13 protein-coding genes are annotated in these 12,254 nt (G+C 65.7%); 5 read left to right on the top strand and 8 right to left on the bottom strand.

Translation table 11 applies throughout. The annotated features are described in order from the left end of the window. Positions 1 to 19 precede the first annotated feature (19 nt). The 3 genes from AX724_RS00360 to dapA all read right to left on the bottom strand — a co-directional run bounded on the left by AX724_RS00360 (position 20) and on the right by dapA (position 2,149). Positions 20 to 607 (bottom strand): DUF2062 domain-containing protein, encoded by a 588-nt coding sequence (locus AX724_RS00360; RefSeq protein WP_443018619.1) that lies wholly within the window; start codon positions 605 to 607, stop codon positions 20 to 22. Continuing rightward, positions 607 to 1,089: an SsrA-binding protein SmpB gene (gene smpB, locus AX724_RS00365; RefSeq protein WP_066762203.1), complete on the bottom strand. Its 483-nt coding sequence runs from the start codon at positions 1,087 to 1,089 to the stop codon at positions 607 to 609. The genes AX724_RS00360 and smpB overlap by 1 nt, the downstream gene beginning before the upstream one ends. 181 nt (positions 1,090 to 1,270) lie before the next feature. Beyond that, positions 1,271 to 2,149, bottom strand: a complete 879-nt coding sequence (gene dapA / locus AX724_RS00370; protein WP_066762204.1) for a 4-hydroxy-tetrahydrodipicolinate synthase — start codon at positions 2,147 to 2,149, stop codon at positions 1,271 to 1,273. A 147-nt stretch (positions 2,150 to 2,296) separates the two neighbouring features. Here dapA and AX724_RS00375 point away from each other — a divergent pair, with 147 nt between their 5' ends. Further along, on the top strand, positions 2,297 to 4,339 hold the full coding sequence (locus tag AX724_RS00375) for a transglycosylase SLT domain-containing protein (RefSeq protein WP_443018620.1): 2,043 nt from the start codon (positions 2,297 to 2,299) through the stop codon (positions 4,337 to 4,339). Positions 4,340 to 4,471: 132 nt separating this feature from the next. Then, on the top strand, positions 4,472 to 4,957 hold the full coding sequence (gene greB, locus AX724_RS00380; protein ID WP_066762209.1) for a transcription elongation factor GreB: 486 nt from the start codon (positions 4,472 to 4,474) through the stop codon (positions 4,955 to 4,957). An 11-nt stretch (positions 4,958 to 4,968) separates the two neighbouring features. Here the strand turns inward: greB and AX724_RS00385 are convergent, their stop codons facing one another. The 4 genes from AX724_RS00385 to aspS form a co-directional block, all read right to left on the bottom strand. Beyond that, complete coding sequence (locus AX724_RS00385) at positions 4,969 to 5,154, bottom strand: hypothetical protein (protein WP_066696002.1); 186 nt, start codon at positions 5,152 to 5,154, stop codon at positions 4,969 to 4,971. Positions 5,155 to 5,241: 87 nt separating this feature from the next. Continuing rightward, positions 5,242 to 6,558: a methyl-accepting chemotaxis protein gene (locus AX724_RS00390; RefSeq protein WP_066762212.1), complete on the bottom strand. Its 1,317-nt coding sequence runs from the start codon at positions 6,556 to 6,558 to the stop codon at positions 5,242 to 5,244. A gap of 84 nt (positions 6,559 to 6,642) precedes the next feature. Further along, entirely contained in the window at positions 6,643 to 7,431 is a 789-nt protein-coding gene (locus AX724_RS00395; RefSeq protein ID WP_066762214.1) for a polyphosphate kinase 2 family protein, read from the bottom strand. Between the two features lie 57 nt (positions 7,432 to 7,488). Next, complete coding sequence (gene aspS, locus AX724_RS00400) at positions 7,489 to 9,273, bottom strand: aspartate--tRNA ligase (RefSeq protein ID WP_066762227.1); 1,785 nt, start codon at positions 9,271 to 9,273, stop codon at positions 7,489 to 7,491. A 128-nt stretch (positions 9,274 to 9,401) separates the two neighbouring features. On the opposite strand from aspS, the gene rnd reads away from it, so the two are divergent. The 3 genes from rnd (at position 9,402) to AX724_RS00415 (ending at position 11,377) form a co-directional block, all read left to right on the top strand. Beyond that, complete coding sequence (gene rnd / locus AX724_RS00405; RefSeq protein ID WP_066762353.1) at positions 9,402 to 10,568, top strand: ribonuclease D; 1,167 nt, start codon at positions 9,402 to 9,404, stop codon at positions 10,566 to 10,568. Positions 10,569 to 10,579: 11 nt separating this feature from the next. Continuing rightward, positions 10,580 to 10,876: an I78 family peptidase inhibitor gene (locus AX724_RS00410; RefSeq protein WP_066762235.1), complete on the top strand. Its 297-nt coding sequence runs from the start codon at positions 10,580 to 10,582 to the stop codon at positions 10,874 to 10,876. A gap of 117 nt (positions 10,877 to 10,993) precedes the next feature. Continuing rightward, the gene (locus AX724_RS00415; protein ID WP_066762238.1) at positions 10,994 to 11,377 is read left to right on the top strand and encodes a nuclear transport factor 2 family protein; all 384 of its coding nucleotides are present in this window, start codon (positions 10,994 to 10,996) and stop codon (positions 11,375 to 11,377) included. 7 nt (positions 11,378 to 11,384) lie between these two features. Here AX724_RS00415 and AX724_RS00420 read toward each other — a convergent pair whose 3' ends face one another. Then, positions 11,385 to 12,254, bottom strand: a complete 870-nt coding sequence (locus tag AX724_RS00420) for a class I SAM-dependent methyltransferase (protein WP_066762355.1) — start codon at positions 12,252 to 12,254, stop codon at positions 11,385 to 11,387.

Here is a 12,254-nt window from a genome sequence, read left to right on the forward strand (position 1 = left end):
AACCGGCCGCGCCGCAATGTCAGACGCGCGCCTTCTCCAATGCGCTGCTTTGGTGGACCTTGCCAATCCTCAATTTACGGGCCCGCCATTTGCGGCCCATCCGGTGACGCCAGAACCAGTCCGCGACGACATAGCCGATCACCGCCGAGGCAAGCGAAATCAGGAACAGGCCAAGCAGCATCGCGGGTGCCGCTTCCGACAACAGCCAGCCGGTCCATTGGCGCAGGCTGGCATGGCCGTCGACCAGCGCCATGAAACCCGACGCGTCGGCGCTGCGGCCCAATATCCAGTTGCCCAGCCATACCGACGCCATCAGGATCAGCGGCGTGGTCGCGGGATTGGACAGGAATGTCATCGCGGCGGCGACGGGGATGTTGGCGCGGAAGGGCAGCGCCAACAGCGCCGCGCCGGCGATCTGAACGCCCGGGATCAGCAGGAAAATGCCGACGAACAGGCCCAGTGCAACGCCGCGCGGCACTGACCGACGGGTGAAGCGCCAGAGCGAGGGTTCCAGCACGCGATGCGCGACCGGGGCGAGGACGCGGCTTTGCTCCAGCGACTCGCGGGTCGGGCAATTGGCGTGCCACCAGCGGGTCAGCCGGCTCATCAACCGTGCGCCTTCATGATGCGCTGCTGGTCGCGCTTCCAGTCGCGTTCCTTGATCGTCTCACGCTTGTCGTGGGTCTTCTTGCCCTTGGCCAGCGCCAGTTCCACCTTCACCTTGCCCCGGCTGTTGAAATAAAGCGCCAGCGGCACCAGCGTCATGCCCTTGCGCTCGACCGCGCCATGCATCCGGGCGATCTCGCGCTCGTGCAGCAACAGCTTGCGGGGCCGCTTGGATTCGTGGTTGAAGCGGTTGCCGTGGCTGAATTCGGGGATGTTGCTGTTGACCAGCCACACCTGACTGCCCTTCACCTCGGCATAGCTTTCAGCGATGTTGCCCTCGCCGAAACGGAGCGACTTCACTTCCGTCCCCTGCAGGGCGATGCCCGCCTCGAACACATCCTCCAGGAAATATTCGAACCGCGCGCGCCGGTTTTCGGCGACGATCTTCTTCTTGTCGAAGGTTTCGGGACGGGGGCGGGCCATGATGCTAGTGCGATTCCGACTTTCTAATATGCGCTCGTGCCGAATAGCCGCCGAACGAAGGGGAAGCGGCGTATCGAAGCATCAGCATGCCATGATGTCCCTCGATATGGCATTGCCAAAGCTCAATGCCTGCTCAGGACAAGATGTTAGATGGGCACGACGCCCCTGATTTCCAAATCCTTCAAACCAGTCCCGCAATCTCCAGCGCCCGGTCCACCGCCGCCCGGCTCGATTCCGACGGCCAGGTGATGGGCAGCCGGACGTCGCCGGGCATGTCGGGACGAACCCGCGTAAGCGCATATTTGACAGGTCCGGGTGAAGAATCGCTGAACAAGGCATCGTGCAGGGGATAGAGACGATCCTGCAGCGCCAATGCCCCATCCCAGTCGTTCGCGGCACAGGCGGCCTGGAAATCCGCGCACAGGCGGGGAGCGACATTGGCGGTGACGCTGATGCATCCCTTGCCGCCCATCGCGTTGAAGCCCAGCGCCGTTTCGTCATTCCCCGAAAGCTGGCAGAAGTCGGCGCGGCAGGCCAGACGCTGCGCGGTGACCCGCCCGAGATTCCCGGTGGCGTCCTTGATGCCGACGACGCTCTGATATTCCTCCGACAGACGGTGGATCACCGGCACGCCGATGTCGGTGATGGTGCGCGTGGGCACATTGTAGAGGATGATCGGCAGGTCGCACCGCTCCGCCAGATAGGCGAAATGGCGATAGACGCCGTCCTGATTCGGCTTGTTGTAATAGGGGGCGACCACCAGCGCGGCGTCTGCGCCCGCCGCCTGCGCCGCGAACATATGTTCCAGCGCGATGCGGGTGTCGTTGGATCCGCACCCGGCAATCACCGGCACCCGACCGGCCGCCTGATCGACGCAGATGGCGATGACGCGGTTATGCTCCTCCACCGTCATGGTCGCGCTTTCCCCGGTCGTGCCGCAGGGCACCAGCCCGCTTGACCCTTCCGCGATCTGCCAGTCGACGAAGGCGCGAAATGCCGCCTCATCCACCCGTCCGTCGCGAAACGGGGTCACCAGAGCCGGAATCGAGCCCGAAAACATCAATTTACTCCTTCATTTCTCCGGGCGGCCGGGGCATGATCGGTCAAGCGAGGCGCTATAGCGCGCCATTCAGGGCCTGATAAGGATGCAATGGGGATAATGTCCAGCATGCGCGCCTCATCCCATGTTGAAAGTTACCTTATCCGCATGCCGATTATTGCCTTGCTGCTCATGACCGCCGGCGCTGGTGCCCAGACCGAGACGGTCCAGCCCGTCCCGCCCGAATATGGCCCGGCCGGACGCGCGATGGTCCAGCCCCTGCCGGCGCAGGACAGCCAGCCGTCGCCATGGCAACAGGCGCAAAGTCGCATCGGGATGGCGCAGGACGGCGGCATCGTCGGCACGATCAGCCAGTGGCGCGCGCTGCAACAGAGCGATGGCCTGGGCTTTTCCACCTATGCGAGCTTCCTGATCGCCAATCCCGGCTGGCCCGGCGAGGACCGGATGCGCCGGCTGGCGGAAACGGGCATCAATCCCGACAGCTTCGATCCCGCGCAGGTCGCCGCCTTCTTCGCCCGCTATCCCGCGCGCACCGCGACCGGGCATGCCCGCAACGCACTCGCGCTGATGCAGCTTGGACGCATGGCGGAGGCGAAGGTCGCCGCACGCAACGCCTGGATCGGCGGCACGCTGAGCCCGGCGGACGAAGCGCGGCTTTTGTCCCTGTTCGGGTCCGGCTTCACCCCCGCCGATCATGACCAGCGCGGCGACGCGCTCTTGTGGGCGAACGACCTTGCCGGCGCGGCGCGGATGATCGCTTATGTCAGCCCGGCGCGCCGCGCGGCCTTCGAAACACGGATCGCCTTCCGCCGCAAGTCGCCGGACGCCGCCATGCTGATGCAGGCCGCGGAGGCGACGGGTGCAAGCGATGCAGGCTATGTCGCTGACAAGGCGCTGTGGATGCGCGACAGCGGCAACTGGGTGGGCGCGCGCCAATATCTGGCCAATCGCCCAGCCGCCACATACCGCCCCGGCAATCCCGAGAAATTCTACGAGGTGCTGCTGGGCCAGGCGCGCGCCGCCGCCAACGACAGCCAGTGGAGCTTCGCCTACGGCATCGCCAGCAAGATCGACGACGCGGTCGCGCCGGGAACGGACGTGTCGGACCAGCCGATCGGTGTGCGGGACGATTATACCAGCCTTGCGTGGCTGGCGGGCAGCACTGCCTTCTACAATCTCAACCGCCCGGCGGACGCGATGGCGATGTTCCGCGCCTACGCCAACGCGGCCAAGTCGCCGCAGACCCGGTCCAAGGGCTTTTACTGGGCCGGCCGCGCGGCGCTGCTGTCCGGAGACACCGCCACCGCCACCGGCTATTTCACGCAGGCCGCCGCCTATCCCGATCAATTTTACGGCCAACTGGCGCTGGAACGGCTGGGTCGCCCTGTCCCTGCCCCGGCCATCGTGGAGCGCCCGGTGCCCATTTCCGCCGCCGAACGGGCCGCCTTCGACAATCGGTCGGTGGTGCGCGCGGTCAAGGCGCTGGGCCAGATGGGCTATTGGGAGGACCAGAGCAAATTCGCCCGCGCCATCGCCAACAATGCCGACAGCGATGCCGACCATTATCTCGCCGCCGAACTGGCGCAGACGCTGGGCCGGCCCGACATGGGCGTGATGGTGGGCCGCCGCGCCGTCTCCAGCGGCCTGACCGGCTATGGCACCAGCGCCTTTCCGCGCGTCCCCGTCCCCAGCGAGGCGCAGTATAACTGGACCATGGTCCATGCGATCGCGCGGCAGGAAAGCCAGTTCGACCGGCAGATCGTCAGCCATGCCGGCGCGCGCGGCCTGATGCAGTTGATGCCCGGCACCGCACGCGAGCAGGCCGGGAAGCTGGGCATGAGCTACAATCCCGCCTCGCTGAACGAGCCAAGCTATAACATCATGCTGGGTTCGGCCTATTTCCAGCGGATGCTCGACTATTATGGCGGCAGCTATCCGCTGGCCGTCGCCGCCTATAATGCCGGGCCGGGCAATGTGAACAAGTGGATCGCCGCCAATGGCGATCCGCGCATCGGCGGTGCGGACATGCTGCGCTGGATCGAGCAGATCCCGATCTTCGAGACGCGCAACTATGTGCAGCGCGTGCTGGAAAACGCCGTCGTCTATGAAGCGATGAACCCGGAACGGGCGAAATTCCGCGGCACGACCGCCGTCCTCAGCCGCTATCTGGGCAAGCAGACGCCGGGTTGATCTTATCCTGTGCGGTCGCCACACGCTGATTGGTCCGGGTTCCGCTCGTGCCTTGGGCGGCCTTCGTCGCGAAAGCGGAATCCCGTGTCAGGCCGGGATGACGACAAGGGAATTAGCCTTTAGGACGGCGGCATGGCCACGCCCTACCCCAACTACATCACGCCTGAGGGCTTCGCGAAGCTGCGCGCCGACTATGATCATTTGCTGGGCGTCGAGCGGCCGAGGATCGTGGAGGTGGTGAGCTGGGCGGCGGGCAATGGCGACCGCAGCGAAAATGGCGACTATCTCTATGGCCGCAAGCGGATGCGGGAGATTGACGGGCAATTGAAGCGCCTGTCGAAGAAGATGAAGGACGCAAAGGTCGTCGATCCGCGCCAGCAGCCCGACAAGGGGCGCGTCTATTTCGGCGCGACCGTCACCATCGCGGATGAGGATGACAACCAGCGAACCGTGACCATCGTCGGCAATGACGAGACCGATGTGGACGCCGGCCGCATCGGCTGGGGATCGCCCATCGCGCGCGCCCTGCGCGGCGCGGCGTTGGGCGACCTGCGCCGGGTCGTGCTGCCGGCGGGCGAAAAGGAATATGAGGTGATGGCGATCCGCTATCCCGAATAAGCGAGGCGGCGCTATTCGTGCGGGCGTAGCGCGCGGTTGAGGCTGTCGAGCACGGCGTCGATCGGTTCGGTCACGGTCACGCTGCGTCCTTCGCCGAAGCGGATGCGGGTGCCGTCGCTGACCTGCGTGACGAAGGTTACCTGAGCGGGATTGATCGCGGTCTGGGTCCGGTCGGTGCCGACGAACATCACGAGCATGGCGTCCTCTCCTTGTCTTTGGCCATCTTTTCTTCGGACAGCCAGCCTAGCGGCTTTCGGAGCGCGTGCCAGTGTTGATTTGATGACTCAGACGGCACTGATCGCGGCGATGAATCCGCCGGCGCGCCGTTCCAGCCTATGGGCTTCCGCCGCCAGCCGGTCCGCCACCTGCCCCATGCCCCGAGCGGCCTCGACCCCGGCCTGCGCATTGTCGCCGATCTGGCGCGCACCGGCGCGGATATGGTCGCTCGACGCGCCCGCTTCGGCGACGCTTTGCGCCATCGCCCGGCTGAAGGCGCCCTGCCGTGTCACCGCGTCGAACACCGCCGCAGAGAGGCGATCGGCGCGCGACATGGTGGCATCCATATGAGCATGGCTGGCCGCCGCCTCGGCGATCGCCCCGCGTATATGGTCGATCCGGCCGGCAATCCCCGCCGCGGCGGCGCGCGTCTGCTGGGCCAGCAGCTTGACCTCGCGCGCCACGACGGCAAAGCCATGGCCCGCCTCCCCGGCGCGGGCGGCCTCTATTCCCGCATTCAGCGCCAGCATGGAAGTGGCGGCGGCGATGTCGTCGATCAGCGCGATCACTTCCCCGATCCCGTCCGCCTCCACCCGCAGCGCCGCGCTGCGTTCAAGGCCCGCGCGGCTGTGCGCCGCCGCTTCGCTGATGGCATGGCCTGCATTGCGAGCCTCTTCTTCCATCGTCTGGAACAGCGCGCCAAGCTCCGCCCCGCTCGCCGATAGCTGCGTCAGCCGTTCGGCGGTCTGCGCCGCGGCCGCGGCCATCGCCACCGAATCGGCTCCGTCTCCGGCCGCCCGCTGCACCGCCTCGGCGGCAAGGTCGGAAAGATGATGGGCCATTGCAGTCAGATCAGCGATCATCGCCGCGACCTCATCGCGGAAGGCGGCGCTTTGGCGAGTTACATGTTCGACCTGTGCCGTCCGCGCCAGCGACGCCCGGGCGTCGCGCTCCGCCGTCAGCCGCAACAGCGACGGCCCGCCAAGCACGCCAACATAGAAGCCACCGTCAGTGACGATCAGCCCTTCGCAGCCCGCCCCTTGCGCGGCGAACAGGTCGACCAGCGCTTCGACGCTCGCGGTCCGCTCCACCGTCGCGCAGCGATGGACATGATCGTCCAGCCGCCCGCCGAAGCTGGGATTGCGCAGCAGCGCATGACCGAAGGGGTTGAACAGGATGCGCCGCATGTCGCGCTCGTAAATCGCGCCGACCGGCCGGCCGGAACCGTCCAGTACCGGCAGCAGCCGAAGCCCTGAATCCAGCTGGAAGAAATCCACCGCATCGCTCAGCGGTTGTCCCAGCCGCACGACCGCCGTTGCCTCCGCCAGGGGCAAAGAAGGCGTGGAAGCGGACGCTTCGGGCGCGATGCGGGCGGCGGAAACCATGTCCGGGGACTAGCTCCCCAATGGTAAACGCAGGGTTAGGATTTGGTGACACTTTGATGACAAACAGCGATTTTCCGCCATTTTTCAGCTTTTGCCGGCCTGATAGCCAAAGGCGTCGCGCGCCAGCTTCACCACCGCCGGGTCGGCATCGGGAAAGTCCATCGGCACCAGTCGCTCCAGCCGGTCGGCGACATGCGTCAGCGCCGCGATCCGGCCCGCCTTGCGATTATTATTGTCGATCACCGTCCAGGGCGCATGCTTGCTGTCGGTCTTCTTGAACATGGCGTGCATCGCATCGAGATAATCGGCGCGGCGGGCGCGATTGCGATAATCGTCCGCACCCGTCTTCCACCGTTTCCAGGGCGTGTCGAGCCGCTGCGCCAGTTGCTCGTCCTGCGTTTCCTGCGTGATGTGAACGAAGAGCTTCACCATGTTGGCGCCCGCATCGATCTGCTGCTTCTCGAACGCGTTGATTTCGTCATAGGCGCGCTTCCATTCCTTCCTGGAACAGAAGCCCTCCACCCGCTCCACCAGCACGCGCCCGTACCAGCTGCGGTCAAAGATCGCGATGTTGCGCCCGGCGGGCAGACGCGTCCAGAAGCGCCAGAGGAAATGATGGTCGCGTTCGATCTCGCTGGGCGCGGCAATGGGGTGGACCTGATAGTAGCGCGGATCCCAGTCGGCGGTCATGCGCTTGATGATGCCGCCCTTCCCCGCCGCGTCCCACCCTTCCAGCAGGACGACGCTGCGCCGGTCGTGCAGGATATGCGCAACCTGTATCTTCGCCAGCCGATGCTGAAGCGCGGCGAGATCGGCATCATAGTCGCCCTTGTATTTCGCCCCGGTTTCATAATCGGCAAGGTCGATGGTCATGGGCGTGTCTCCTTTGCGCCATGCTGGAACAGTTCCGGCGCGGCGCAAAGGAATAACTTACGCCTTCGCTTGCGGCTCCACGACGCGGATGTGGAGTTCGCGAAGCTGCTTGAGTTCAGCCTGGCTGGGCGCGCCCATCAGAAGGTCTTCGGCGCGCTGGTTCATCGGGAACAGCGTGATCTCGCGCAGATTCTGCGCGCCGCACAGCAGCATCACGATGCGATCGACGCCGGCCGCCATGCCGCCATGGGGCGGCGCGCCATATTGGAACGCGCGGTAGAGGCCACCGAAGCGATCCTCCACATCCTGTTGGCTGAGGCCTGTCAGTTCGAACGCCTTGACCATGGTTTCGGGCGACTGGTTGCGGATCGATCCCGACGCGATCTCATAGCCGTTGCAGACCATGTCATATTGATAGGCCTTGAGGCTCAGCGGATCGCCCCCGTTCAGCGCATCCAGCCCGCCCTGCGGCATCGAGAAGGGATTGTGCGCGAAATCGATCTTCTTCTCGTCCTCGTCATATTCGTAGAAGGGGAAGTCGACGATCCAGCACAGATCGAACCGATCCCTGTCGATGAGGTCGAGCTGCTCGCCAACGCGGATGCGGGCGAGGCCGGCGAGCTTGGCCGCCTGGCTTTCCTTGCCGGCGGCAAAGAATACGCCGTCATTGGGGCCAAGGCCCAGCGCCGCGATCAGCTTCGCCGTCGCTTCCTCGCCATGGTTCTTGGCGATGGGGCCGCCGGGCACGCCATCCTTGATGTTGATGTAGCCAAGGCCCGAATAGCCCTCACCCCGCGCCCACAGGTTCATGTCGTCGAAGAATTTGCGGCTGCCCGCGCCCGCGCCCGGCGCGGGGATGGCGCGGATCACGCTGCCGCTCTCCACCAGCGAAGCGAAGATGCCGAAGCCGCTCCCATGGAAATGCTCGGTCACATCCTGGATCAGGATGGGGTTGCGCAGGTCGGGCTTGTCGCTGCCATATTTCAGCATCGCTTCGGCATGCGGGATGCGCGGAAAGCTGCCCGCCGGGGTGACGGGCTTGCCGTCCGCGAACGCTTCGAAAACGCTCGCGATCACCGGCTCCATCGTGTTCCACACGTCTTCCTGCGTGACGAAGCTCATTTCCAGGTCGAGCTGGTAGAATTCGCCAGGCAGCCGGTCTGCGCGCGGGTCTTCATCGCGGAAGCAGGGGGCGATCTGGAAATAGCGGTCGAAGCCTGCGACCATCAGCAACTGCTTATATTGCTGCGGCGCCTGCGGCAGGGCGTAGAATTTGCCCGCATGGATGCGGCTCGGCACCAGGAAATCGCGCGCGCCCTCCGGGCTGGACGCGGTCAGGATAGGCGTCGAATATTCGGTGAAGCCAGCATCCTCCATCCGGCGACGCATGTCGCGGATGATCGCCGTGCGCTTGACGATGTTGGCGTGCAGCGTCTCGCGCCGCAGATCGAGAAAGCGGTAGCGCAGGCGAATATCCTCGGGATAATCCTGTTCCCCCGCCACCGGCAGGGGAAGCTCGGCCGCCGTCGACAGCACGGTCACGTGGTCGGCCACGATCTCGATCTCGCCGGTCGCCATCCTGGGGTTGATCGCTTCCGCCGCGCGGGCGACGACCTTGCCCTCGATCGTCACCACCGACTCAAGGCGCAATGTCTCAAGCATCGCCAGCGGGTCGCTATCCGCCTTCGCCACGATCTGGGTGATGCCATAATGGTCGCGCAGATCGACGAACAGCACGCCGCCATGGTCGCGCTTGCGATGCACCCATCCCGACACGCGGACCTCGTTACCGACTTCCGCCGTGGTCAGGGCGCCGCAGGTGTGGGTGCGATAGGCGTGCATGGCGATTTGATCTTTCAGCTTCGTTTTACGGAAATGACAAATTGTTGCAGTCCCGCTATGGCCCGTCTGTCGACGTTTCGACGAGCCCGCCGGGGAGCGGGCCAGCCCATAATAAGATCGAAGACCATATGCAAATCCATCCGCTGATTACCGACAGCAAGACGCTTTCCGATTTCTGCGCCCGCATCGCCAAATCGCCCTACATCGCCGTCGATACCGAGTTCATGCGGGAGAACAGCTATTGGCCGGAGCTGTGCCTCGTGCAGGTGGCCGACCCCAATGAAGCGGCGGCGATCGATCCCAAGGCGCCGGGCCTGGACTTAAAGCCCCTGCTCGACCTGCTGGTCGATAATGAGGATGTGCTCAAGGTCTTTCACGCCGGCGGGCAGGACATAGAAATCGTCCACAACCTGACCGGGCGGACGCCGCACCCCATGTTCGATACGCAGATCGCGGCCATGGCGTTGGGACTGGGCGAACAGATCGGCTACGGCAATCTGGTCGACGCCTGGATGGGCGTGCAGCTCGACAAGGGGGCCCGCTTCACCGACTGGGCGCGCCGTCCCCTCGACAAGCGGCAGATCGACTATGCGATCGGCGACGTCACCTATCTGATCCAGATTTTCCCCCGCATGCTGGAGGAACTGCGCAAGACCGGGCGCGGCGACTGGCTCGATCAGGAAATGGAGCGGATCAGCGATCCCGCCAATTATGAGAACGACCCGCAGGAGGCATGGCAGCGCGTCCGCATCGCCAGCAAGAAGCCCGACGTGCTGGGTCGCCTTAAGGCGCTCGCTGCCTGGCGCGAGATGGAAGCGCGCGACAAGAACCTGCCGCGCGGCCGCATCGTCAAGGACGAGACGCTGGCCGACATCGCCAGCCATCCGCCGCGGAGCCAGGAGGATCTGGGCAAGGTCCGGGGCCTGTCCGCCACATGGAAGAGCAACGACATCGGCGCGCGACTGATGAATGCGATCCGGAACGCGCAGCCGCTCAGCCGCGACGAGATGCCCGACCGCGAACCGCGACGGCCGGGCCTGGGCAAGGATGGGGCGCTGGTCGCGGACCTCCTGAAGCTGCTGCTCAAGATCCGATCGCGCGACATCAACGTCGCCGCACGGCTGATCGCCCGTACCGACGACATCGACGCGCTGGCGGCGGGGGTGCGCGACGGCCTCTCGATCCTGGAGGGCTGGCGTTACGAGCAATTCGGCCGCGACGCCGTCGATCTGGTGGAAGGGCGGATGGCTTTCGCGGTCAAGAACGGCCGGCTCAAGATGACGCGCACCGAATGAGGAGAGCGGCGATGCGAACGATGATGCTGCTGTGCCTGGCAACGCTGGGCGGCTGTGCGGGCGCGGACGGGCAAGGCCCCGCGACCCCGCCCGCCGTGGCGGATGGGCCGTGCCGCAATGACGGCCTGGATGCCTTCGTCGGGCAGAAGGCGAGCGCGCAGACGGGTGCGGCGCTGCTCAAGGCGTCGGGCGCGCGGACGCTGCGCTGGGGCGGTCCCGGCATGGCGATGACCATGGACTATCGCGCCGATCGGCTGACCGTCAGCTATGACGCGGCGATGACGATCACGTCCGCGCGGTGCGGCTGACCGCCCCCTTCCATAGGCCTCGAACTCGCGAGCCCGTCGAAGGGCGAGAAGCGGACAGCGCATCCTTCTCGGTTCTCGACTTCACTCGCAACCAACGGCCGGCGGACTGATTCAGCGATGACCGCCGCCGCCGAAATCCGCATCCGTATCGCTCGCGCCGCTTTCAACCGCGCGCTGGCGGAGGCCGATCTTGTCGCCATCGGTCCACTGCTCAGCCCCGACGTAGTGATGGTGACGGGCACCGACAGCGCGGTGATCGCCGGACGCAAGGCACAGCTTCTGGCCTGGAAGAGGGAATTCGCCGCGAAGGAGCGGATGATCTACACCCGCACGCCCGAAACCATCATTCCCTCTCCGGTCGAGCCGGTCGCGATGGAGCTGGGCGTCTGGCAAGGCGTTGCCGGAGGTGTCACGCAGGCGTCCGGCACCTATAGCGCGAAGTGGCGCGAAACGGGCGGGGGATGGGTGATCGAGGCGGAAATCTACGTCACCCTCGCCTGAGCGCCGTTCAGCGCTTCCACCGCGCCCAGATGGCGGTGGGCAGCGCGATGCCCCGCGCTTCTTCCCGCACGGCAAGTTCCCCCGCCTCGACCGTCCCCGGCAGGCCGGCGAACGCCTGGGCCAGCAGTTCGCCGATGGCCAGCGCCGACATGCGCACGGCATAGACGGTCAGGAACAGGAAGCGGCTGTCGGCATCCAGCAGCGCGCGGCAATTGGCGATGAGGCCGGGCAGGTCTTCCTCCAGCCGCCAGACCTCGCCGTCCGGCCCGCGCCCATATTTGGGCGGGTCGAGCAGGATGCCGTCATAGCGGCGGTTGCGCCGGACCTCCCGCGCGACGAACTTGGCGGCGTCCTCCACGATCCAGCGGACCGGCCGGTCCTCCATCTGCGACAGAGCGGCGTTGGCACGCGCCTGCGCCACCGACTTTTTCGATGCGTCGACATGGACCATGCGCGCGCCGCCGGCAGACAGCGCCAGCGTGCCGACCCCGGTATAGCCGAACAGGTTCATCACCTCCGCATCGGGCTTGTCGGCGATGGCCGCGCGCAGGTCGTCCCAAACGGGGGCCATGTCGGGGAAGAAGCCCAGATGGCGGAAGGGCGTGCAGCTCGACTGGAAGGTCACTTCCTTCCAATGCAGCGGCCAGCCTTCGGCCGGCACCGTATTCTCATAATACCAGCGGCCGCCGCCATCCTCGTCCGATCCGGGGATGAACTCGGCGTCCGCGCGCCAGTCGGCGGTCGCGGGTTTCCACATCGCCTGCGGCTCGGGGCGGATGAAGCGGAAGCGGCCATAGCGTTCCAGCTTCCGCCCGTCGCCCGAATCGAGCAGGCCGTAGTCGGACCAGGGTTCGCCGATGAGGGTCTTGAGTTCCAA

Source organism: Sphingobium sp. CCH11-B1 (assembly GCF_001556865.1).
Classification (GTDB): Bacteria; Pseudomonadota; Alphaproteobacteria; order Sphingomonadales; family Sphingomonadaceae; genus Sphingobium.